Source organism: Castellaniella hirudinis (genome assembly GCF_042651965.1).
Classification (GTDB): domain Bacteria; phylum Pseudomonadota; class Gammaproteobacteria; order Burkholderiales; family Burkholderiaceae_B; genus Castellaniella; species Castellaniella hirudinis.
Window position 1 is genome coordinate 330,524 of the sequence record NZ_JBHSDY010000007.1, and the last position, 22,323, is coordinate 352,846.

The window sequence follows — 22,323 nt, forward strand, 5'->3', positions numbered from 1 at the left end:
CGTTGGCAACTATCGCTGGGTTTGGAGGCCTTCTACCCTTGGCTGCTGAGCTAGCCGAACAAGTCAGCGCATTTTCCGCCGATAGGAACCTTTTCTACGCAGATGAGAAGGGTGGACGCTTCATCTTTAGCAACGAACCGTTGGAATGGGGAACACGGTATCGGCTTCTCTCGGCACAAGAGATTGCCCCACCACAGGATCTCGACTCAGTACTACGTTGGAAACCAGAAGGAAGGTTTGGTGGCTGGTACAGCTACGAACTTGAGCTGCCCACCGCCTTTGCTGGATCGAAACCAAACCTTCCTCAAAAAATTTCCGATTTTTTGGAGCATCGCATTCGTAGCCCCCGACCGCGGCTCTATGTAGTTGACCCACTTCCACACCACATTGATTCCGATGGTACGTATGTATACCCCGAGCCACCTGAGTCATTGCTTCTTCGCAGAAGCGGTAGCGGTGAGATCTCAGTGACGACATCAGTTGACACCATAGGATCAGACATCCACGTATATGACGATGAATGGGTCCGAGTGAGTGGGCCGTGGGCGAGCGGATACGAGTACGTCCTCGCGGTTGCCAGCGACGAGCAAGTAATCTTCCGCATACAAACCTGCGAACTATTTTCCCCCGATGGAATCACTGTTAATAGCACCGATCTATCGTGGGACCTATGCACCGATGCACCGCTTGATGCACAAGCCCTTGTGGCAACCACTATCGACATAGACTGTAGAAGTGTACGGATTGCAGCGCATCTAGCGCGCCGAAACAATGGCTGGTTTCTTAAGGAAACACGGCTTTCGTTACCTAGTGGATTAGCAAAAGAACTGCACGCTAGCAGCTTCGGGGAGCTTCGCAGCGATACCCCTACTTCGCTGCACTCATCTGAAGACAGCCGCGACGCTAGGCCTGGAGCACAGCAATCGCAAGCAATAGGCGTAAATCGCTGGATCGATTGGTTAGTGATCCGCGACTATGGTGTAGAAGGAGCCGGTAACGTCAAGCGCTACCTCTCTAACCCCAACACCGAAAACTTGTATCGGCTCGGCCCCATTATGACAAGCCGCCTGCTGCCATACATCCAGGCCGTGCAGCATCAACAACGTAATCGGACGGAGGGAGGCAAAAACTTATGACTTATTCGGGGATTGAAAAGAAGCGATTCGCTCAGTTACTCGAATGGGGTACTGATGATGACGAGATTCGGCGTTTTTTTGCAGAGACCCGGATACAACTGATCCAGAAGGGAGCCAAAGTACAAAATCCCCCGCATGGCAGGCCCGCACGTATACGAATGCTGGTGCAGGGGATGCCTCAAGCGACCGACCAAGTGGTTCAAAAATGGTTCGGTGAACATCTGAAAATGCTCGACCCAACACCGGTCGACGATCTGCTGGAAGAACTACGACTGTACGAGGAAGCCGGTCAAAGCCCTCCAGCGGACGATGCGAAACGGCTCGCCCGTTCCTGCCTTGTACACCTTTTTTCCAGCGATCCCTCTGCCGATCTTTTATCATTTCTCCGCCCCATAAAAGCAGAAGAATCGGTCGAACTTCCTGAAACAAGGGAGGTATCACAGCCCACACCGAACGAGCAGAATTTCGACACTCTCCCGGAGGCTCTTGGCCGGACGATTATCGCGCTGGCCGAAGGACGGGATCCGGATGAATTTCTGTCGTCTTTACCCCCACCCATAGCCGCATTCGTAGCAGGCGTTCAGGCAATTTTCAATAGTCGCGATGACGACGCTCAGGTAGCGATGGAAGCTCTTGACCATCAGCAAGCAGCACGAACCTTACTTACCGAATACTCCACCTGGAAGGCCTCCGCACGATCCAGTGGAGTAGTGAGAGGTCTGCAGATGCTGAGCTTTTCACACCCTGATGATGTCCCTGCCTTCGATTTTGATCGAGATGAGGTTCTCGCGGTCTGCACGCGAGACTCCCCAGAGACGACTGTATTCTTGCATCCTTTCGCCATTCGGACGACAGACGGGTCATGGATCGATCTGTCAAACGACGAACATAGCAAAAAGCTCTTCTATTCTTCCGGCGACCTGATCGCCTTTCCTGGCGGGCGGGATACGCCACGACAACCTAATCGAGGAGAGATCGGCATCTGGCGGGTCGCCGAAAACGAGGGATCGAATACAGGACACCGCACAAACTTTCACATTACATCTGACAAGACCTTAGTCTATGAGGTACGTGATGTGCCGTTCGACTCCACCAATCACGACGCCGTTCGAGAGTACATAAAACACGCAATTGGAGAGCGTAGGACAAACGTCATGCCGCTACTATTCTTGCTACGTGACCAATTAATCGTTGGTTCTCCCCCAGGCAAGGATTTGTCCCGGAACGAAGGGTTTGACGCCGGATTACCAGCATGGCACATGCTAACAGCATTTCGGCGCGAGGGCCGATCATTTGTTCCAGGACCGCTACCACCACCACCTGAGATATATGAATGCGAAACACTTGCCTCAAGTCTACGGAAGCTATTTTCTGGTGAGTATTGGGATACCGAAAAGCCCATAAAGGCGTTAACGAGAAAGCTGCAGGATTTGATAGCATCGGGCGAGTCCAAGCTTAGTGCCAAGCGCGCGGCACGATTGCAAGCAGAACTCAAAACTATCGATGAACATGAAGAGGCGATGTCCGCATTACTGGACGAAGTTATGCGCACCCCTCAGATCAGCGTACGGATTGACAACCTCGTAGAAGAGAAGGCGAGTCTACTAGCAGAGCAGAAGGAGCAACTCCGCAAAAGCATTCAGGAGTTGGAGCAAAAGCAGACCGAGTTTCTGGAAACCCAGCGGCAAGCAGAAAAGGAACAGAAAGCCGTTGCCCCAGCGATTGCTAAAGCGATTCGCGGGGCTTTCGATCAGGCAAAAGCTGACGCACTAGGAACGCTCGGCGAAGTAGCTGTATTCAAGACACTCATAGACGAACTGATCGAGCGGCCAGGACCAGTGGTCGGAACGTACGCACATCAGCTAGGATCGATGGACTCCCGAGGGGGAACATCCAACATTCGTTCGTCAGTTGTAGCCGGCCAACCAATTGTGAATACGTTACGAGCATTAGGGGTAACGCCGAAGGCCGCATCCGCGATTGAAGCCGTTAGCACAATGGCGCGTAAGTGTGGGCTCATGTTGATCGTCGACGGTCTTGCAGGAAGAGTTGCCGCCGAGGCATGGCTGCACGAAGGAGATACGTCTGGCATAGTGTTTGAGTGCGGCTTTGGAGAAACCGATGACCATGTAATTCGGGCCGCCCTTGGTGATGCACCGGCTGCCCTCGCAATTCTGGATGCAAATCTTTCCCCGTTCGATCTTTATGCGAGACCTCTCATCGATGCCATGCTGCGACGTTTGGCGGGAATTCAGGATCCATTATTCGAAACCAGGGTGTTGCTGTCGACAGTAGAAGGTTCAGCAGCGCTGCCGCTTCCTACCGTGGCTGAATCGTTGTCGTTACGGGTTTACCTCGACCACATCCCCGTTTTTCTTCAAGAGGGTGAAGCCGAAGCCTGGCTCGAGGAGATTGAGGATATGGAGGAACCAACGGAATGGTTTGCTAAGCTCTGGAAACCTGCAAAAAACAAGGTACTCAACTACTTAAGGTCGTTGCCAGTGGAAGAAGCGGCAACCATCTTGGCTGCGCTGGAAGTAGGAAAATCTAACTAGGTCGAGACCCATTTTTTAATGTTTCTCATACAATGTATGTAACCTATTGATATCTCACTTACCCATGAGGGGTAGAAGCGAGATCCTACAGATTGTTGCTGGATTTTGGAAAAGATGACCGGGTTTCACGAGAAATTTGGCCGTCTGTAGTGCTTAGAAAAATGACCGCCTGTGAACTGACCGGCGGTCATTTTTTTGACCGGTGCAGAACCTGCTCGACGTGCTTTCACCCCTCTTTACGGCCTGATTCAGTGCTTCTTTTGTCTTTAATTCAATGATTGTTGTATCATTGAACAATGAACGAAACCCAAACCGTCTCCACCCTCGGCGCCCTGGCCCATGCCCAGCGCCTACGTGTGTTCCGCGCGCTGGTCGTCGTCGGCCTCGAAGGGCTGACACCCAGCGTGCTGGCTGAGCAACTCGACGTGCCCCGCAATGCCTTGTCCTTCCATCTGAAGGAACTGGCCCATGCCGGACTCGTCACAATCGAACAGCAAGGCCGCAACCTGATCTACCGCGCCGATTTCGCCCAGATGAACGGACTGATCAGCTACCTGACTGAGCACTGCTGCCAAGGCGGTTCCTGCGAAATCACGGAATCCCTCGATTCCTCCCGCTCCTGCTGCTGACGCGAACTGCCCATGACACAAGCCGCCACGGCCGGCTGCACGCCGGCCCCATCCACCATGAATGCCTTCGAGCGCTTCCTGACGCTATGGGTTTTTCTGTGCATCATGCTGGGCATCGCCCTGGGCCGGTTCGCACCCGGCGTGTTCCAGGCCATCGGACGCCTGGAAGTCGCACAGGTCAATCTTCCGGTCGGCATCCTGATCTGGGTGATGATCATCCCCATGCTGCTCAAGGTAGACTTCGGCGCATTGGGCCAGGTCCGGCAGCACTGGCGCGGCATCGGTGTGACACTGTTCATCAACTGGGCGGTCAAGCCGTTCTCCATGGCTCTGCTGGGCTGGCTGTTCATCCGCCACGTCTTCGCCGCCTGGCTGCCCGCCGATCAACTGGACAGCTACATCGCCGGTCTGATCCTGCTGGCTGCTGCGCCCTGTACGGCCATGGTTTTCGTCTGGAGCCGCCTGACCGGAGGCGATCCGGCGTTCACTCTGTCGCAGGTCGCGCTGAACGACACCATCATGGTGTTCGCCTTCGCGCCCATCGTCGGCCTGCTGCTGGGCCTGTCATCCATCACCGTACCCTGGGATACGCTGCTGGTGTCCGTCGGACTGTACATCGTGATTCCAGTCATCCTGGCCCAACTCTGGCGCCGCGCGCTGCTAGGCAAGGGCCAGACCACCTTCGATGCCGCGCTGGCCCGCATCGGGCCGCTGTCGATGGCAGCGCTGCTGCTGACGTTGGTGCTGCTGTTCGCCTTCCAGGGCGAGGCCATCCTGAAGCAGCCGCTGGTGATCGCCATGCTGGCCGTCCCCATCCTGATCCAGGTGTTCTTCAATTCCGGCCTGGCCTATTGGCTCAATCGCCGCGCAGGTGAACGGCACAACATTGCCTGCCCCTCGGCGCTGATCGGTGCGAGCAACTTCTTCGAGCTGGCCGTAGCCGCCGCCATCAGCCTGTTCGGCTTCCAGTCCGGTGCAGCGCTGGCCACGGTGGTCGGGGTGCTGATCGAGGTGCCGGTGATGTTGCTGGTTGTGCGGATCGTCAACCAAAGCAAGGGCTGGTACGAAGCCGGTGTCCGCCAGGGCTGATTGAATTTTTAATTTGTCTCTGGAGGCTTCATGAGCGCCGTCACGATCTACCACAATCCCGCCTGCGGCACGTCGCGCAACGTGCTCGCCATGATTCGCAACAGCGGCGAAGAGCCCACGGTCGTCGAGTACCTGAAGACGCCGCCTGACCGGGCTGCGCTGACAGCGCTGATCTCTACGATGGGTGTGCCGGTGCGTGCCGTGCTGCGTGAGAAAGGAACGCCCTACGCGGAACTCGGCCTGGATGACCCAAAGTGGAGCGACGAGCAACTGATCGACTTCATGCTCCAACACCCCATCCTCATCAACCGGCCCATCGTGGTCACGCCGATGGGCGCACGCCTGTGCAGGCCATCAGAAGCCGTGCTGGACATCCTGCCGCAACCGCAGCGCGGCGCGTTCAGCAAGGAAGACGGCGAGGCCGTCGTGGATGCCAAGGGCTGCAGGGTCTGATTGCACCTGTATTTCATCGCCGATACGGCCAGGCACGATCGAGAACTGTCCATGAAGGGTAACGCTTCGACCCTGCCAAGCGGGGTGATCCCATTCACAAATCGCAACCTATCTCCTTGAATTCTTGGTATTTATCTCACACTCCGTCACTAAACTGGATTCGGATGTAGAACCATCGGGAACTCAGCGAGGTCGGATCATGAAGGCCATTCAGAACACATCGAAAAATCGCATGGCGGCCCGCCTGCGCGCCATGTCGTTCGCCCTGGCCGGCGGCCTGACGGCCGTCCCGCTGCTGACGCTGCCGCTGCCCGCGACGGCAGCCGTCAATGTCGGCGTGGCGATCACTCTGGCTCCGCCACCCCTGCCGCAGGCGGTCCAGCCGGTCGCTCCCGCCCCCGGCTACATCTGGACGCCGGGCTACTGGGCCTGGGGGCCGAACGGCTACTACTGGGTCGACGGCGTCTGGCTCCTCCCGCCCGCCGTCGGGCTGCTGTGGACTCCCGGCTGGTGGGGCTGGTCCGACGGCTACTACCGTTGGCACGGCGGCTACTGGGGGCCGCAGGTCGGCTTCTATGGCGGTATCAACTACGGATTCGGCTACTTCGGCATCGGTTATGTCGGCGGCGCCTGGCGCGGCAGGGATTTTTACTACAACCAGGCCGTCACCCATGTGAACATCACTAACGTCCGCAACGTCTACGTGGACAAGACCGTGATCCACAACGCGCCGCCGGATCGGCGCCGCATCAGCTACAACGGCGGCCATGGAGGATTGACGTCCCGGCCGACGACCGAGCAGCGCGACTATGCGCGGCAGCCGCACCCGGGCGGCAATCCCCGCGCTGAAAGACCGCAGCGGCCCACCTCCCCGGACCGCCAGGAAACGCGTCCGTCCCGTTCGGGATCGGCATCCTGGCAAACCAACCCAGGCCGAAATGAGCAGCCGGACCGGCCCCGGGAAGCATCCCGTGAACGGCCGCAAGGTCAGACCTGGCAAGCCGGCCGGCCTGACATGGGTCGTCCTCAAATGAATCGCCCTGAGATGAATCGTCCCGACACGAGGCGTGCCGAGATGGGGCGCCCTGAATCACACAGTCCGAACGCCAATCCCGGCCAGTGGCGCGGCAATCGCGAGGAACGCCCCCGCGCCGAAGCCCCCCGGCGCGAAGGCGGCAGTCGTCATGAACAAGGCGGACCGCAGCGGGAAGAACGCCGCCGCTGATATCATCCCAAAACCATGCTCCACCGCACACTGAACCCCGCCGACCTGCCCGACCTGGACCTCATCCAGACCCATTGCTACAGCGCATCCATGCTCGAATCGGCCGACGTCTTCGCCGGCCGCCTGGAGGCTGCCCCGGACTGGATCTGGGGCATCCAGGACGACGAAGGCCTGTGCGCCTATCTGTTCACCTATCCCGTGCATCGGGGGCATCTGTCGCCCCTGAACAGCGGCTTCCACCCGGCTCCCGACGGCGACACACTGTATCTGCATGATCTGGCGATTCACCCTCGGGCACGCGGTCACGGCCTGGCGCATCGACTGATCCGGCATGCCTGGGACTCCGCCCAGACAGCCGGACTGCGGCATTCCGCGCTGATTTCGGTCCAGGACTCCGAACGCTTCTGGACCGCGCAGGGCTATCGCACCTGTACGGACTTGAACGATCATCAGCACGCCTGCCTGGCCAGTTATGAACAGCCGGCCCGGTACATGACGCGCGCGCTGGCCTGAGCCGGCCTCAAGCGCCCGTCGAACGACGCGCTACCAAAGCCGGCGTCGGCACATCCACCGGCGCATCCTGGCCTTCACGACCCAGCATGCGCAAGAGCCGCTGCACCGCGACGTGCGACACGGCATCCAGATGCAGGTCCACAGCCGTCAAAGGCGGCTGGCAGGTCCGGGCGCGCACGCCGTCATGGCGTGTCGCCAGCAACATATCATCAGGCACACGTCGCCCGGCATCATGGATGGCGCGCAGGGCGCCACTGGCAAAGGTATCGATCGGAATGCACAGCGCATCCAGTTCCGGATGCTCGGCCAGCAGCCGCGCGGCGGCCTGGCGACCGGCTTCTGCGCCTATTTCCTCGGCGGCAAAAGCCACCACGGGCGGGAATCCCCGGGCCTCGGCCGTGGCCAGGTAACGCTCGTGAAAATTGCGCTGAGACGCCCGGCCGCTGCCCCCCAGAATCAGGCCCGGCCGCCGGGCGCCCGATTGAAGCAGATGCTGCAGCAACAGGTCCGCTGCCGCCGCATGCTGCAGATCGACGTTGTCCGGCCCGGGTTCGCCGCCTACGGTCACGTAGGGGACGGCCCGCTCGTCCAGTTCCTGGGCGATCGGATCATCCGGCGCAGGCTCCAGCAGGATGGCGCCGTCGATGTCCATCAGCGCCAGAGGATTGCACTGGTCCATGGGCGGCGCCAGCATCAGCACATAGCCGCTCAACAGGGCTTTGCCGGCCATCCCCATGGCCAGCTCGGTAAAGAACCCAAGCCGGGACTCTCCGGTCGAGACGGCCGCCGGCATGGAAGACAGCAGGGCGATGGCATTGGACCGGCCGGTGCGCAAGCGCTGGGCACGCACGCTGGGACGATATTTCAGGCGGGCCGCCACGTCTTTGACGTGTTGACGAGTGCGCGGATCCACCTGGCCGATCCCATTCAAGGAATGGGAAACAGTCGTGGGCGACAGGCCCGCCTCGCGGGCGACATCGGCGATGGTGACTCGTTTGTGCGTACGTTTATTCTGGGTCACGACGAAAATCGGGTTCAGGCCTGCAGGATCACCACGATGCCGGAAATGCTGGAAAAGCCCAGGACCAGGTAGCGCAGCAAGGGTCCATCCAGGCGGTGATGTACGAATTTGCTTGCGTACGATCCTAGCACCAAAAACGGCAGCATCTGCATCGTCACGATCAAGGTGTCAGTATCCACCTTGCCGCCGATGGCCAGCACGATCAGGGAAATCACCTCGCCCACCAGAAAGCACAGGGCGACCGTCGAACGCAGCACGGCGCCGCTCTTGTGCTGATAGGCCAGCGCCAGCGGCGGCCCACCCACCCCGGTCGAGGTCTCGGTCACCCCGGTGATCAGCCCGACCAGGCCCAGACCTTTTTTGCCCAACTCGAAAGAAGGCGACAACATCGCTACCACGGCAGCGATCAGGGTGGACCAGCCGATCAACAGGGAGAGCTGATGCAGATTGACCACCAGCAGTATCCACAAGCCTAGGAAAGTGCCGGCAAAGCGGCCGACGCTGATCAGCTTCACGCCGCGCCAATCGATTGCAGCGCGCTCGCGCCAGCCGATGTAGGCATTCAAGGGAATCATCAGCACCAGCAGCATGACCGGGATCAGGCCGGGTGCAAACAGGGTCACGATCGGCGCCGACAACATGGCGAATCCCATGCCGCTGCAGCCCTGGGCAAAGGCCGAAATGAAGACGGCCAGTCCGATCAGAAGAAAAGCAGTGGTAGTCAGTGTCATGGGCGCTGCAACCTCCATTGGGCGCGATGTTCACCGGCAAAAGGATCCACGCGGCGGATCGGCGCATTCGCCACGATGTGTTCAGAAACCGTCCGGGCGCGCTCCATCAGCGCCTCGCCGTCCCAGTCTACAGGCTTGCCCCGGTCGAGCCGCAGGCGGCCCTGCACGATCACGGATTCGATCTGATCCCGGTTCGCCAAACGCACCAGTTCCCACTCCAGATCCCAGGAAGGCACGAACTCAGGCACGTCCAGCTTCACGACCAGCATGTCCGCGTAAGCCCCCGGAGCAATCTCACCAACCTTGCCCGACAGGCCGACGGCATCCGCCCCGCCGCGCAAGCCCATGTCCAGCCAGCGCCAGCCGCCGCCCGAGGACGAATCCCCGACCGACATGGTCATCGCCAGCCGCTGCGCAGTTTCTGCCGCATCCAGCAGGCGGAAAGCGTCGCTGCGCGTGCCATCGGTCCCCAGGCCCAGGCGCACGCCCAGTTCGCTCAACAGCAGGGCCGGTGCGACGGCGTTGCCCTTCCAGCTGCTGGCCACCGGGTTGTAGCTGACGGCGGCGCCGCTGTCGCGCAACAAGGTGATTTCGTCCGGCGTCAGCAAAGTGGCATGTGCGGCCAACAGTTCCGGGCCGATGGCGCCCAGGCGCCCCAGGCGTTGCAAAGGGCGCAGCCCCGAAGCGACCAGCGAGCGCTCGACGGCGGCCAGATGTTCGTTCAGGTGCGTCTGGAAGGGCACGCGGGCTTCACGCGACAATTGAGTGACCGCGACCAGCACTTCGTCAGACGCCGCTTCGGGAATGGAAATCGCCAGGGACGGATGAATCAAATCATGTTCATTCCAGCGGTTCAGGTGATGCTGCGCCAGATCCAGGACCTGGGCCTTCGTCATGACTGCCTTGCCGCCCTGCAGATCATTGCAGATCGCGCCCAGCACGCAGCGCACCCCCACTTCGGTGAGCGCATCCGCCACGATTTCCATGCCGACCGTCGCCCGGGTGCCCGCATCGGCCACGGTCGTGAAGCCGCCGCGCAGGGATTCCCAAGCGGCCAGGCGCGTGGCGACGTCGATGGCCTCGGCGTCCATGTACTGCTCCATCGGCACCCAGACGCGCATGAATATTTCCGAGGGCTCGCCAAACACCAGCGACTTGCCGAAGGTCTGCGTGACGTGATGGTGCGCATCGATGAATCCCGGCATCAGCAAGCGGCGCGGCAAGGAAATCACGGGCAAATTCTGGGTGGCAAACTGCCCGACCGGCTCGACGTCCGTGATCACGCCCTGTTCGACTCTCACCCCCAGGCCGGCCTGAACACCATCAGGCAGCAGCACCTGCTCGGGCACCAGCAAGACCGCACGCTCGTGCATGTCCTTCAATGTACTCATCCCCAATCTCCTTGGCGGCGATCCGGGACGGAACAGAAGATCAGGTCTCTCTCAAACCTATATCCCTGATTTCCCAAATCGATTTGTGTAATGGAATTCTACTGTCCAAATCGATTAAGGGCAATTCGCCACCCCATCTGACCAGCATCCAGGGTAAACCCGGTATTGACAGGATTTTCGACAAGCTTGAGGATTCACATAAATCGATTTGGGAATCATAAACACAAAACCCAAACCGTTTTGGTTACCCACTATCCAAATCCAGAGGCCAGCAATGGAGACACCCCATACCAATCAAGACGGTTTGCCGGAGGAAGCAGTCCACCCGGTGGACCAGATTCGCCCCTTCGGCAAGTTGTTCTTGTTCGCCATCCAGCACATCCTGGTGATGGTCGCGGCCCCCGTCTCGTCCGTCTTCCTGATCGCCAAGGCTTTGAACCTGTCCGAAGCGCTGTCCTCGGCCCTGCTGTCCAGCGTCTTCGTGTTCTGCGGCCTGGGCTCGATCCTGCAATCCGTCGGCATCGGCAAGATCGGGGTCCGCCTGCCCTTCATCATGCTGCCGGGCGGGGCCGCCACCATTCTGTTCATCTCGATCGCCCAAGGCACCGATCTGCAAACGGCGGTCGGCGCCGTCATCCTGACGGGTATTTTCTACATCCTCGCGGTCACCCTGTTCGTCCGCATCCTGAAGTATTTCCCGCCGCTGGTCATCGGCACCATGGTCGTGGTCATCGGCATCAGCCTGGTCAAGGTCACGGGCATGCTGTTCACGGGCCGGCCGGGCACGGAACACTTCGGCGACCCGCAGCAGCTTCTGCTGGCGCTGGTCACCATCGTGCTGACGGTGCTGTGCTTCAAGTTCCTGCGCGGCTTCCTGCGCCAACTGTCGGTCGCGCTGGGCCTGATCGGCGGCACCCTGTTCGCCATGATGCTGGGCGCAACCGACTTCGCCTCGACGATCGGGGGTCCGGCCTTCAGCACGCCGACGCTGTTTCCCTTCGGCATGCCGCACCTGGACCTCATCGCCGCCATCCCGATGCTGGTCTGGAGCCTGGCCTCGATGGCAGAGGCCACCGGCCAGACCGTCATCAATGGAGAAATCGTCGGTCGTGAAGTCGACCCGACCCGCGATGTGCCGCGCGTGATTCGTTCCGACGGCATCATTTCCATCCTCGGCGGCCTGTTCGGCACGCCCGTCATGGTGACCAGCGGCGAAAACATCGGCATCGTCCGCGCCAGCGGAGTGCGCAGCCGCTTCGTTACCGCAGTTGCCGGCGTATTGCTCATCGTGATCGGCTGCACTCCCTTGGCGCGGGTGCTGAACGGCATCCCGCCGGCCGTCGTCGGCGGCACGGCCGTCGTCGTGTTCGCCATCATCAGCGTGCTGGGCATCCAGATGCTGTCCCGGGTCGATTTCACGCAGACAGGCAATCTCGTGACCTGCACGCTGGCTCTGGCGCTGGGTCTGCTGCCCGTACTGATCCCGGGCATGTATCACAGCCTGCCGGCCAATATGCAGACGATCTTCGGCAGCGGCGTGGCCATGAGCGCGCTGGTCGCCGTGCTGCTCAACCTGCTGTTCCATCACTGCGGCGGCCAGGGCCGGGACGATGCCGCCGGGAAAACGGACTCTCGCCCCCAGGCCCGGCCCGCCAACTACCGGATCTGACCACAGACCGTCGGCTTGAAGCGGAACCAGCCGACGGGCCCCCCTCGCGGCTACTGCGCCGGATCATCCCCCTGATGCTGGATCAGCAGCACCGGCCGACGCGTCAAGGCCAGCACGCGTCCCGCGACCGATCCGATCACCGCGTCCAGCAGCACGCCGCGGCCGTGCGCGCCCATCACGATCATGTGGGCGTCGACCTCGTCGGCATAGCGGGTAATCTCCTGGGGCGCGAACCCGATCCGGGATTCGGTCTCGTGCGGCACGCCCGCCTGGCGCAGAACCTCGGCCGTGGGCTCCAGGACCTTGGCGGATTCCTCGTCGTACCAGTCCCGGATCGACTGCGCATCCACGAACCGTCCCACCTGGGAGGGCAGGCTGGCCGCGACATAAAGCACCCGCACGACCCCGCCCTCGGGCAGCAAGCCGGATTGCGCGATATAGCGCGCCGCCTGAAGGCTGTACGCCGATCCATCCGTCGCCAGCACGATATCCTTTGCCATATGACCTCCTGTCGTCCAGTGCACGGGCGCGAGAATCCGCCCTTCCTCAATCTACCGCGTCCCCGGGCCTCGAGGCCAGACCTGCGGGACGAAACCTTGCATTGACTCAATCAACCGCATGCATTGTCCTGAACCCCGTCCCGACGGACAATAGGACATGAACCCGACTCTACTGCACACCCTGGACGCCCAGCCCCTGGCCGTCATCGGCGACATCCACGGCGAGATCCAGGCGCTGGACGCCCTGCTCAATCAACTGGAACGACATCCCGAAACACAAGACCGCCTGATGGTATTCATCGGCGACTTGTGCGATCGCGGTCCGGACAGCGTCAGCGTCATCCACCGGGTGCGAGAACTCGTGGAACAGGGCCGCGCCCTCGCCATCCTGGGCAACCACGAAATCAATCTGCTGGCCAATGATGCAAAAGACGGCTCCGGCTGGTTTTTCGACAGCCGCGAGGCTTCAGACGCTCCGTTCTATGCGCCTTTTGCGCGCGCCTCGGCTCGGGAACGCCCAGAAATCCGCGATTTTATGTGCAATCTGCCTTTGGCGATCCGCATGCCGGGATTGCGCATCGTGCATGCGGCCTGGGATCCGGCCTGCATCCAGGCCATCGCCGATGTGCCGTGCGGCAACATCCTGGAACTGATCCGCGATCAGCAATTGAACCTGGTCCAAGCGGCCCACACCGACGATCTGTATGCCCGCCACGTGGCTGAACTCGAACGCTGGGGCAAACAGCTTGAAGATCCAAACGATCCTCCCCCCTATCTGGACGCCGTGGCGGATTTCGAAGCGCTGGAACAACGACTCAACCCCATCAAGCGGCTGACCTCCGGCATCGAGGCCCGCAGCCCGCAACCCTTCTTTTCAGGCAACCGCTGGCGTTATTCCGACCGCACGGCCTGGTGGAATGAAGATGACGATCCCACGCCCGTGCTGATCGGTCACTACTGGCGCCTGTTCGAATCCCCAGGCCAGGGCACGGCCTGGCGCTACGGCCGCCTGTTCGACGGCGTGGCGCCCACGGCCTGGCACGGACGGCACCGACAGGCCTTCTGCATCGACTATTCCGTCGGTGCGCGCTGGCGAGCCAGAAAATCTCCCGGCACCGGCTCAGAAAATCGCTACCGGCTGGCCGCCATGCTGTGGCCGGAACGCGACCTGCTGTTCGATGACGGCGCCCGGGTTTCGACGACAGACGCCCCTGCTTGACCCTGATTTCAGGCAAACCCGCCTGTGGATAAGTCCAGAGGCGAGCTGATGTGATCATCTTGTCGACAAGTTGTTCATAAACACGGCTTTTCTCCCGATGCCAAAAATCATCCCCAAACCATGCCTGAACCGCCCACAACGACATTCACAGGAAAATCCCAAGTAAACATTTGATTTTCAATGACTTATCAGCTTGTTCCAGTTATCCACAGACACCCACTATACCTACCAGTTTTATATCAAAGAACAAAGAAAAACATAAAGCACTCAGCCGGCCAGCCTGTTTTCCAAACCCTGCAGACGTTCCAAAGCCTGATCCAAAGTGGTGTCCAACTTGGCAAAGCACAGGCGCAACAACTGGTGGTTGGCCTCGGGATGATTCGGGTCGCCATAAAAGGCGGATACGGGAATGCTGGCCACGCCCACGTCACGGGTCAGCCGCAGGGCCAGTTCCTTTTCCAGTCCATCCCCTAGCGCAGCGGTGTCGACCAACAGGAAAAACGTACCTTCTGCCCTCAAAGGACGAAGCACGGTTTCCTTCAAGCCGGCCAGCAGCCGGTCGCGTTTTTTCTGATAGAAACCCGACAGGCCTGACAGAGCGTCAGCAGTCCGCAGATACTGGGCGATACCCGCCTGCATGGGTGTGCTGACAGAGAACACAGTGAACTGGTGCACTTTGCGGATTTCCGTCATCACCGCTGCAGGCGCGCAGCAATAACCTACTTTCCAGCCGGTTGCGTGGAACGTCTTGCCGAACGAGGAAATCAGCACAGTGTGTTCCGCCAGCAGCGGCCTGCTGACGGGACTCAGATGAGCTTGGCCGTCAAACACGATGTGTTCGTAGGCTTCGTCCGACAAAAGCAGGATCGGATGTTTGGAGATCAGCGTTTCCAATGCATCCAGATCTTCGGATTTCAGCGTCAGTCCGGTCGGGTTATGGGGAAAATTCAGGACCAGCATGCGTGTCTTGTCCGTCAGGGCGGCTTCTATCCGATTCCAATCAATGCAAAATGCCGGATCGTTTTCTTGAGGCGGCCGCATGGGCACTCGCACCGCACGCGCGCCCGCCAAGCGGATCGAAGGTTCGTACAGGTCGTAAGCGGGATCGATCAGCAGCACTTCGTCTCCCGGGTGGGCCAAAGCCAGCAGGCTGCTCATCAAGGCCTCGGACGCTCCAGAGGTCACTGTAATTTCAGAATTGACCGAATAAGACCGTCCATGCTGCGTTTGAACCTTGGACGCGATGGCTTCCCGCAAAGCAGGCAGACCCGCCATTGGCGCGTATTGGTTGTGTCCTTGCAACATAGCGTTACTGACCGCCTGAATGAGCACTTCGGACGGGGGATAGTCTGGAAAGCCCTGCCCCAGGTTGATGGCTTGACACTCCAGGGCCAGTGCACTCATTTCGCTGAAGATGGTGCTGCCTACGTCGGGCAGCTTGGATGGGATGGTTTTCAACATGTTTGTTTTAATGTGTTTATAGGTGTTGGATTTAAGACGCAATTCCAAGCACAGCGCGTTCAGATGCGGATACAATCGCGCCTAAGGGAAAACTATGATTTGACTTTTGTTATTGCGTAGTTATGCTCCCTGTTGCAATGCAATCTAGCAGTACGCACGTTTCGCACACGGCATGCCCTGTTGCTATCCGCACTCCGGCACGATCTGTTTCGTTTCAGCGTTCTTGATTCATTGTTTTCATTCATTCATTTAGGACGTTTCAGATCATGGCTCAAACGGGCAAAGTCAAATGGTTCAATGCTGAGAAGGGCTTCGGCTTCATCACGCCGGACGCTGGTGGCACCGACGTGTTCGCGCACTTCTCCGCTATCGAAGGCCGCGGCTACCGCAGCTTGAACGAAGGCCAAGCGGTGCAGTACGAAGTCAAGGACGGCCCCAAGGGTCCCCAGGCTGCTGAAATCCGCCCGCTGTAATTCAGTCGGCGCTTTCTGAAAAGGCACTCTCCGGAGTGCCTTTTTTGTTGCCTGTTCGAAAGCAATTTAAGCGGTCTGAGGTCTAGGGAACTTGTACCCTTGTTGTTCAGGGTTTGTCCACAGCTTTGTGCACAGGCAGTATTTGCTTATGTAGCAGCAGGTGTTCCACGTGGAACATTGATTTGCTGATGTTCGTTTGGTAATGCTGAGAATGTTTTTAGCTCTGCCCTTCAGTCGAGAAAAATGGCTTTCATTTGATGGTTTCGTCTTGATCGCGTTGTGTTCGGATACTCTGACGAGAGTTGGAGCGTGCTGTGTCAGCAACGCTTTTCAAGCCTATGCAATTAAGTAATCCAAGGTTTGGTGTGCCCCTGTCCGGAGGGACTGTTCGCCAGCCTGTCCCGGAGGACAGGGGTATGCCAAACCGGTTCAGGACCTGGGCTGATGTTTTGGTGCGTTTTCAACAATGTTTGCTATCGACTGCTGCATTGTGTTCAGACCTCGATCACCCGAGGGGTCCATTCGAGACAGGGTTCCAACAGTCCTGAATGGACCCCTCGGGTGCTCTGACGAAAATTGAACTGCAATGTGCTGGCAACGGTTTTGATACCAGTGCAGTTCCCTGATTCAAGGCTTGGTATACATTTTCTGGAGGATTGTTTGTAGCCTGTCTTAGAGGACAGGGCTATGTCAAACCGATGTAGGATCTACAACTCGCACAGTCGTCATCAGCATATCTTGTTTAAACGTAAAACATAAATTTTCCGGCATTGAAAATTAAATTCATGTATACCTTATCGGTGTTCCACGTGGAACATCACCCCTAGCACCGTTTTTCATTAATGTTCCACGTGAAACACATAAACTCTGTTTCACGTGGAACATACCCCACGAGGGTTCACGAAGTATAATTTCGAGAACCTTTCTGTTTTTCCCCTATGAATTACTCTGAAGAATTCGATGTCCTCGTGATCGGTGGTGGTCACGCTGGGACTGAAGCTGCATTGGCCGCAGCCCGTATGGGTGCGTCCACGCTACTGCTCACCCATAACATCGACACGCTGGGTCAGATGTCCTGCAACCCCTCCATTGGCGGGATTGGCAAGGGGCATCTGGTCAAGGAAGTCGATGCCCTGGGCGGTGCAATGGCGTGGGCCACCGATCAGGCGGGTATTCAGTTCAGGATATTGAATCGCTCCAAGGGGCCTGCGGTTCGTGCCACACGGGCGCAGGCTGATCGATCTCTTTATCGCCGTGCCATCCGGATGGTTCTGCAGGGGCAGAAAAATCTGATGATTTTTCAGCAAGCCGTGGACGACCTGATCCTGGAAGGGGATCGCGTGGTAGGTGCGCGGACCCAGGTGGGGCTGGTGTTCCGGGCGCGCACTGTGGTGTTGACTGCGGGGACATTCCTGAATGGTTTGATGCACGTCGGCTTGTCGCATTACGAGGCAGGTCGAGCAGGGGATCCTCCGGCGACCAGTCTGGGGCAGCGGCTCAAGGAATTGAAGCTTCCCCAAGGGCGGCTGAAGACAGGGACGCCCCCGCGCATCGATGCGAATACCATTGATTTTTCCAAGACGGAAATCCAGCCCGGGGATACAGACCCGGTGCCTGTATTTTCCTTCCTGGGGCGTGCTGACATGCACCCGGAGCAGATGCCCTGCTGGATCACCCATACCAATGAGCGGTCGCACGAGATCGTGCGGTCTGGTCTGGATCGTTCACCGATGTACAGCGATCAGGGGACGATCGAAGGGGTAGGGCCGCGTTACTGTCCTTCGATCGAAGACAAGATCCATCGTTTCGCTGACAAGAGCAGCCACCAGGTATTCCTGGAGCCTGAAGGCGCGTCTTCACGTGAAATCTATCCCAACGGAATTTCGACCAGTCTGCCGTTCGATATCCAGTTTGCGCTGGTGCGCAGTCTGCCGGGCCTGGAAAATGCCCGCATCATGCGGCCAGGCTATGCGATCGAATACGATTACTTCGATCCCCGGCACCTGCATGCCTGGCTGGAAACCCGGGCGATCCGGGGGCTGTTCTTTGCCGGGCAGATCAACGGCACCACCGGCTACGAAGAGGCCGCTGCCCAAGGGCTGTTGGCAGGCGCCAACGCGGCTTTGCAGGTTCAGGGCAAAGAACCCTGGACCCTGGATCGCAGCCAGGCCTATCTGGGTGTGCTCACCGATGATCTTGTAACTAAAAGTGTTACTGAACCTTACAGAATGTTTACTTCGCGGGCGGAATATCGTCTCAGTCTGCGCGAGGACAATGCCGATCTGCGTCTGACGGAAGCAGGGCGGGCCCTGGGTTTGATTGACGATGTCCGCTGGGATGCCTTCAGCCGCAAGCGCGACGCGGTGGCTGCTGAAATTCAACGATTGACGGAAACCCGCGTGAATCCTGCCGTGCTGCAGGCTCATGACCGCGAACAACTGGCTTTGCAGCGCCTGGATCGCCATCCCAGCCTGTTGGATCTGCTGCGGCGCCCTGATGTCGAATACGCCGCCTTGATGGCGCTGCAGGACGAGCAGGGCGCCTTGCTGGCCGGTCCAGGACTGCAGGACCCCGTGCAGGCCGAGCAGGTCGGCATCCAGGCCAAATATGCCGGCTACGTGGACCGTCAACGCGACGAGATCGAGCGCCAGAAAGCCCAGTCGGACCAAGCCATCCCGGATGACTTCGATTACGCGGGCGTCCCTGGCCTGTCCACCGAGGTACGCCAGCGTCTGGAAACCGCACGGCCGGCCACCATCGGGCAGGCGGCGCGGATTTCCGGTGTGACGCCGGCGGCGGTATCCCTGCTACTGGTTCACTTGAAGCGGCATGCGCGCGGGCGCCAGGCGGCATGAGCGGTACGCCCTTTCCCGAATTCCAGGAGCGCCTGGAACAGGCCTTGGACGCCCTGGGCATGCAAGCCGATCACAGCCGCATTCCCACACTACTGGCTTACCTGCAGCAGTTGCGGCACTGGAACAAAGCCTACAACCTGACGGCCATCCGCGACCCCGGAAAGATGCTGGTGCAGCACGTGTTCGACAGCCTGGCCATTGTGCCGGGGTTGCGGGCCCGCTGGCCGGACCGTGCTCTGCGTGTTGCAGACATGGGTTCGGGTGCGGGTTTACCGGGTATCATTCTGGCCATCTGTCAGCCGGATTGGTCCGTCGTCTGTGTGGATGCCGTCGGCAAGAAAACCGCGTTCATCCGCCAGGCGGCCGGTGTCCTGGGTTTGAAGAATGTCCGTTCAGAACATGGCCGCATCGAATCCATGGACAGTCTGCAAGCGGATCTGGTGATTTCGCGCGCCTTTGCTTCGCTGTCGGACTTTGTGCGTGTCGCCGCGCATCACCGCGCCCCGGGCGGCACGATGCTGGCCATGAAGGGCCAGGACCCCGTGGCCGAACGCGCCGCCTTGCACGCCGACACGGGCTGGTGCGTGACGCATGCCGTCGAACTGAGCGTGCCTGAAATGGACGCGCGCCGCTGTCTGCTGGAACTCGAATGTGAACAGGCCCCAACCGGTCCCGAAGGAACCTCATGACTGCTGATCGTCAGAAATCTGCCCGCGTATTTTGCATCGCCAACCAGAAGGGCGGTGTGGGCAAGACCACCACAGCCATCAATCTGGCCGCATCGCTGGCCCAGCACGGCCAGCGCGTGTTGCTGGTCGATCTGGACCCGCAAGGCAACGCCACCATGGGCAGCGGCATCGACAAGAACGCGGCGACCATCAATCTGTACCAGGTGCTGATCGGCGAGGCGGGCGTGGCCCAGGCCCGCATCCGTTCGGAATCCGGCGGTTATGACGTGCTGCCCTCGAACCGGGAACTGTCCGGTGCCGAGATCGATCTGGTGCAGATGAGCGACCGCGAAATGCAGCTCAAGCAGGCGCTGTCCATGGTCACCCAGGACTACGACTTCATCCTGATCGATTGTCCGCCCACGCTGTCCCTGTTGACCCTGAACGGCCTGGCGGGCGCCCATGGGGTGATCATCCCCATGCAGTGCGAATATTTCGCGCTCGAAGGCCTGTCCGACCTGGTCAACACCATCAAACGGGTCTACCGCAATCTGAATCCCGACCTGGAATTGATCGGCCTGCTGCGCGTCATGTTCGACACGCGGATGACGTTGCAGCAGCAGGTCTCGGCCCAGCTCGAATCGCATTTCGGGGACAAGGTCTTCAAGACGGTCGTGCCGCGCAATGTGCGTCTGGCCGAGGCGCCCAGCTACGGTCAGCCCGGTGTGGTCTACGACAAGTCGTCCCGGGGCGCCCGGGCCTACCTCGCCTTTGGCGAGGAACTCATCCGCCGTGTCGGCGGCAAGATTCGTTCGCGCGCGGCCTGATCGGCCCGCTCGGTATTACGCATAGGAACACAATCATGGCCACTCGTAAAAAAGGACTCGGACGCGGTCTGGACGCCCTGTTGGGCGCCGACAACGGCGCGCTGGACGCGGTGGGACGCCAGAAGGACGATTCCCCCAATCAATTGCCGATCAGCGTCCTGCGCGCGGGCCGTTACCAGCCGCGCACCCGCATGGACGAGGGCGCTTTGAACGATCTGGCTGAATCTATCCGCGCCCAGGGCATCATGCAGCCCATCCTGGTGCGGCCGCTGGAAGACGAAGCCGGCCAGTACGAAATCATTGCCGGCGAACGGCGTTTTCGCGCGGCGCGGATTGCCGGCCTGGACGCGGTCCCCGTTCTGGTGCGCAAGGTGGCCGACGAAAACGCCGCCGCCATGGCGCTGATCGAGAACATCCAGCGCGAGGACCTGAATCCGCTTGAAGAAGCCCACGGCGTGCGGCGTCTGCTGGACGAATTCGGCCTGACCCATGAACAGGCCGCTACGGCCATTGGCCGTTCACGCTCGGCCACCACCAACCTGCTGCGTCTGCTGAACCTGGCCGAACCCGTGCAGACGATGTTGCTGGCGGGTGACATCGACATGGGTCACGCCCGCGCGCTGCTGGCCACCGAAGCCGCGCAGCAGATCCTGCTGGCCAACGAGGTCGTCGCTCGGCGGCTGTCGGTGCGTGAAACCGAAAAATGCGTCGCGCGCGCCCTGCGCGAAGCCGACGAACCGCTCGTCACCGCGGCCGGCCGCGCGGCCCGGGGGACGGGCGCCAGCCGTTCCGGCGACCTTGACCGGCTCGAAAAAGCCCTGTCCGACCATCTGGCGACCCAGGTGAAGATCCGCACCGGCGCCCGCAAGGGCGGGCAATTGGTGATCGAATTTTCCAACTGGGAACACCTGGATTCGTTGCTGGAGCGTCAGGGCCTGGGCGAAGTCCTGGCTGGACGCGACGCCGTCGCTTGACATCGAACTAGAATATCTCCATAATTCGAGATTCGCTTCGGTGGGGTGCCCGAGTGGTTAAAGGGGGCAGACTGTAAATCTGTTGGCCTTGCGCCTACGTTGGTTCGAATCCAACCCCCACCACCATGCGAACGATGTCCTGCGCTGATTGCAAGGATATCGACAGGGATCCGAATCGCGGGTGTAGCTCAATGGTAGAGCAGAAGCCTTCCAAGCTTACGACGAGGGTTCGATTCCCTTCACCCGCTCCAGCGGGTCCGGTTCGACGGATGTCGAAATGAATACCGCCCATGTGGCTCAGTGGTAGAGCACTCCCTTGGTAAGGGAGAGGTCATGCGTTCGATCCGCATCATGGGCACCACAAATCTTGTGATCATTCCACAGTCAGGAGTCAGCCATGGCAAAAGGCAAGTTTGAACGGACCAAACCGCACGTGAACGTGGGTACGATCGGCCACGTTGACCACGGCAAGACGACGCTGACCGCGGCGATCACCACGGTGCTGGCCAAGGCGCTGGGCGGCGAAGCCAAGGGCTACGACCAGATCGACAACGCGCCCGAAGAAAAGGCGCGCGGCATCACGATCAGCACCTCGCACGTGGAATACGAGACGGCCAACCGTCACTACGCGCACGTGGACTGCCCGGGTCACGCCGACTACGTCAAGAACATGATCACGGGCGCTGCGCAGATGGACGGCGCGATCCTGGTGTGCTCGGCCGCTGACGGCCCGATGCCCCAGACGCGTGAGCACATCCTGCTGGCCCGCCAGGTGGGCGTGCCCTACATCGTCGTGTTCCTGAACAAGTGCGACATGGTCGACGACGAAGAGCTGCTGGAACTGGTCGAGATGGAAGTGCGCGAGCTTCTGTCCAAGTACGACTTCCCGGGCGACGACACGCCGATCGTGAAGGGTTCGGCCAAGCTGGCGCTG

At 59.9% G+C, this 22,323-nt stretch carries 20 protein-coding genes and 3 tRNA genes; 18 read left to right on the forward strand and 5 right to left on the reverse strand.

Annotated elements, in window-relative coordinates; all coding sequences use genetic code 11:
- Positions 1-38: 38 nt before the first annotated feature.
- The 7 genes from ACFO0J_RS13035 (at position 39) to ACFO0J_RS13065 (ending at position 7,600) form a co-directional block, all read left to right on the forward strand.
- Positions 39-1,136, forward strand: coding sequence for a hypothetical protein (locus ACFO0J_RS13035; protein ID WP_376813515.1), 1,098 nt, complete (start codon positions 39-41; stop codon positions 1,134-1,136).
- Entirely contained in the window at positions 1,133-3,691 is a 2,559-nt protein-coding gene (locus tag ACFO0J_RS13040; RefSeq protein WP_376813516.1) for a hypothetical protein, read from the forward strand. Before ACFO0J_RS13035 ends, ACFO0J_RS13040 begins: the two co-directional genes overlap by 4 nt.
- Positions 3,692-3,987: 296 nt before the next feature.
- Entirely contained in the window at positions 3,988-4,320 is a 333-nt protein-coding gene (locus ACFO0J_RS13045) for an ArsR/SmtB family transcription factor (protein WP_376813517.1), read from the forward strand.
- Between the two features lie 12 nt (positions 4,321-4,332).
- Positions 4,333-5,409: an ACR3 family arsenite efflux transporter gene (arsB, locus tag ACFO0J_RS13050; RefSeq protein WP_376813518.1), complete on the forward strand. Its 1,077-nt coding sequence runs from the start codon at positions 4,333-4,335 to the stop codon at positions 5,407-5,409.
- 30 nt (positions 5,410-5,439) lie between these two features.
- Positions 5,440-5,862: an arsenate reductase (glutaredoxin) gene (arsC, locus tag ACFO0J_RS13055; protein ID WP_376813519.1), complete on the forward strand. Its 423-nt coding sequence runs from the start codon at positions 5,440-5,442 to the stop codon at positions 5,860-5,862.
- A 232-nt stretch (positions 5,863-6,094) separates the two neighbouring features.
- Positions 6,095-7,087, forward strand: coding sequence for a hypothetical protein (locus tag ACFO0J_RS13060; protein ID WP_376813520.1), 993 nt, complete (start codon positions 6,095-6,097; stop codon positions 7,085-7,087).
- Positions 7,088-7,102: 15 nt separating this feature from the next.
- Entirely contained in the window at positions 7,103-7,600 is a 498-nt protein-coding gene (locus ACFO0J_RS13065) for a GNAT family N-acetyltransferase (protein ID WP_376813521.1), read from the forward strand.
- Positions 7,601-7,607: 7 nt separating this feature from the next.
- Here the strand turns inward: ACFO0J_RS13065 and ACFO0J_RS13070 are convergent, their stop codons facing one another.
- The 3 genes from ACFO0J_RS13070 to ACFO0J_RS13080 are packed head-to-tail and all read right to left on the reverse strand — an operon-like array spanning position 7,608 to position 10,743.
- Positions 7,608-8,621, reverse strand: a complete 1,014-nt coding sequence (locus ACFO0J_RS13070) for a substrate-binding domain-containing protein (protein ID WP_376813522.1) — start codon at positions 8,619-8,621, stop codon at positions 7,608-7,610.
- Positions 8,622-8,635: 14 nt separating this feature from the next.
- A complete protein-coding gene (locus tag ACFO0J_RS13075; protein ID WP_376813523.1) occupies positions 8,636-9,352 on the reverse strand; it encodes a sulfite exporter TauE/SafE family protein in 717 nt (238 codons plus the stop codon).
- Positions 9,349-10,743, reverse strand: coding sequence for an amidohydrolase family protein (locus ACFO0J_RS13080; protein ID WP_376813524.1), 1,395 nt, complete (start codon positions 10,741-10,743; stop codon positions 9,349-9,351). The genes ACFO0J_RS13075 and ACFO0J_RS13080 overlap by 4 nt, the downstream gene beginning before the upstream one ends.
- A gap of 274 nt (positions 10,744-11,017) precedes the next feature.
- Here ACFO0J_RS13080 and ACFO0J_RS13085 point away from each other — a divergent pair, with 274 nt between their 5' ends.
- On the forward strand, positions 11,018-12,412 hold the full coding sequence (locus ACFO0J_RS13085; protein WP_376813525.1) for a uracil-xanthine permease family protein: 1,395 nt from the start codon (positions 11,018-11,020) through the stop codon (positions 12,410-12,412).
- 50 nt (positions 12,413-12,462) lie between these two features.
- Here ACFO0J_RS13085 and ACFO0J_RS13090 read toward each other — a convergent pair whose 3' ends face one another.
- The gene (locus tag ACFO0J_RS13090) at positions 12,463-12,912 is read right to left on the reverse strand and encodes a universal stress protein (protein ID WP_376813526.1); all 450 of its coding nucleotides are present in this window, start codon (positions 12,910-12,912) and stop codon (positions 12,463-12,465) included.
- A 157-nt stretch (positions 12,913-13,069) separates the two neighbouring features.
- Here ACFO0J_RS13090 and ACFO0J_RS13095 point away from each other — a divergent pair, with 157 nt between their 5' ends.
- Positions 13,070-14,131, forward strand: coding sequence for a metallophosphoesterase (locus tag ACFO0J_RS13095; protein ID WP_376813527.1), 1,062 nt, complete (start codon positions 13,070-13,072; stop codon positions 14,129-14,131).
- Between the two features lie 267 nt (positions 14,132-14,398).
- On the opposite strand, the gene ACFO0J_RS13100 is transcribed toward ACFO0J_RS13095, so the two are convergent.
- Complete coding sequence (locus ACFO0J_RS13100; protein ID WP_376813550.1) at positions 14,399-15,592, reverse strand: methionine aminotransferase; 1,194 nt, start codon at positions 15,590-15,592, stop codon at positions 14,399-14,401.
- A gap of 266 nt (positions 15,593-15,858) precedes the next feature.
- Here ACFO0J_RS13100 and ACFO0J_RS13105 point away from each other — a divergent pair, with 266 nt between their 5' ends.
- From ACFO0J_RS13105 to ACFO0J_RS13145, 9 genes are all read left to right on the forward strand, one after another.
- On the forward strand, positions 15,859-16,065 hold the full coding sequence (locus ACFO0J_RS13105) for a cold-shock protein (RefSeq protein ID WP_043679103.1): 207 nt from the start codon (positions 15,859-15,861) through the stop codon (positions 16,063-16,065).
- 938 nt (positions 16,066-17,003) lie between these two features.
- Positions 17,004-18,920, forward strand: a complete 1,917-nt coding sequence (gene mnmG / locus ACFO0J_RS13110) for a tRNA uridine-5-carboxymethylaminomethyl(34) synthesis enzyme MnmG (RefSeq protein ID WP_376813528.1) — start codon at positions 17,004-17,006, stop codon at positions 18,918-18,920.
- Positions 18,917-19,609, forward strand: a complete 693-nt coding sequence (gene rsmG / locus ACFO0J_RS13115; RefSeq protein WP_376813529.1) for a 16S rRNA (guanine(527)-N(7))-methyltransferase RsmG — start codon at positions 18,917-18,919, stop codon at positions 19,607-19,609. Before mnmG ends, rsmG begins: the two co-directional genes overlap by 4 nt.
- On the forward strand, positions 19,606-20,415 hold the full coding sequence (locus ACFO0J_RS13120) for a ParA family protein (RefSeq protein ID WP_376813530.1): 810 nt from the start codon (positions 19,606-19,608) through the stop codon (positions 20,413-20,415). The genes rsmG and ACFO0J_RS13120 overlap by 4 nt, the downstream gene beginning before the upstream one ends.
- A gap of 35 nt (positions 20,416-20,450) precedes the next feature.
- Positions 20,451-21,389, forward strand: coding sequence for a ParB/RepB/Spo0J family partition protein (locus tag ACFO0J_RS13125; RefSeq protein WP_376813531.1), 939 nt, complete (start codon positions 20,451-20,453; stop codon positions 21,387-21,389).
- A gap of 39 nt (positions 21,390-21,428) precedes the next feature.
- Positions 21,429-21,515 (forward strand) — tRNA-Tyr (locus ACFO0J_RS13130).
- A 51-nt stretch (positions 21,516-21,566) separates the two neighbouring features.
- A tRNA-Gly gene (locus ACFO0J_RS13135) sits at positions 21,567-21,640 on the forward strand.
- A 35-nt stretch (positions 21,641-21,675) separates the two neighbouring features.
- A tRNA-Thr gene (locus tag ACFO0J_RS13140) sits at positions 21,676-21,750 on the forward strand.
- A gap of 36 nt (positions 21,751-21,786) precedes the next feature.
- Positions 21,787-22,323, forward strand: a 537-nt coding sequence (locus ACFO0J_RS13145) for a GTP-binding protein (protein ID WP_376813532.1), incomplete at its 3' end; no start/stop codon positions are given.

Coding starts and splice junctions, on each gene's coding strand:
- ACFO0J_RS13075 (WP_376813523.1), bottom strand. CDS start 9,352: ATGACACTGACTACCACTGCTTTTCTTCTGATCGGACTGGCCGTCTTC.
- ACFO0J_RS13125 (WP_376813531.1), top strand. CDS start 20,451: ATGGCCACTCGTAAAAAAGGACTCGGACGCGGTCTGGACGCCCTGTTG.
- arsC (WP_376813519.1), top strand. CDS start 5,440: ATGAGCGCCGTCACGATCTACCACAATCCCGCCTGCGGCACGTCGCGC.
- ACFO0J_RS13060 (WP_376813520.1), top strand. CDS start 6,095: ATGGCGGCCCGCCTGCGCGCCATGTCGTTCGCCCTGGCCGGCGGCCTG.
- ACFO0J_RS13095 (WP_376813527.1), top strand. CDS start 13,070: ATGAACCCGACTCTACTGCACACCCTGGACGCCCAGCCCCTGGCCGTC.
- rsmG (WP_376813529.1), top strand. CDS start 18,917: ATGAGCGGTACGCCCTTTCCCGAATTCCAGGAGCGCCTGGAACAGGCC.
- ACFO0J_RS13100 (WP_376813550.1), bottom strand. CDS start 15,592: ATGTTGAAAACCATCCCATCCAAGCTGCCCGACGTAGGCAGCACCATC.
- ACFO0J_RS13085 (WP_376813525.1), top strand. CDS start 11,018: ATGGAGACACCCCATACCAATCAAGACGGTTTGCCGGAGGAAGCAGTC.
- ACFO0J_RS13045 (WP_376813517.1), top strand. CDS start 3,988: ATGAACGAAACCCAAACCGTCTCCACCCTCGGCGCCCTGGCCCATGCC.
- ACFO0J_RS13040 (WP_376813516.1), top strand. CDS start 1,133: ATGACTTATTCGGGGATTGAAAAGAAGCGATTCGCTCAGTTACTCGAA.
- ACFO0J_RS13090 (WP_376813526.1), bottom strand. CDS start 12,912: ATGGCAAAGGATATCGTGCTGGCGACGGATGGATCGGCGTACAGCCTT.
- ACFO0J_RS13105 (WP_043679103.1), top strand. CDS start 15,859: ATGGCTCAAACGGGCAAAGTCAAATGGTTCAATGCTGAGAAGGGCTTC.
- arsB (WP_376813518.1), top strand. CDS start 4,333: ATGACACAAGCCGCCACGGCCGGCTGCACGCCGGCCCCATCCACCATG.
- ACFO0J_RS13065 (WP_376813521.1), top strand. CDS start 7,103: ATGCTCCACCGCACACTGAACCCCGCCGACCTGCCCGACCTGGACCTC.
- ACFO0J_RS13120 (WP_376813530.1), top strand. CDS start 19,606: ATGACTGCTGATCGTCAGAAATCTGCCCGCGTATTTTGCATCGCCAAC.
- ACFO0J_RS13080 (WP_376813524.1), bottom strand. CDS start 10,743: ATGAGTACATTGAAGGACATGCACGAGCGTGCGGTCTTGCTGGTGCCC.
- mnmG (WP_376813528.1), top strand. CDS start 17,004: ATGAATTACTCTGAAGAATTCGATGTCCTCGTGATCGGTGGTGGTCAC.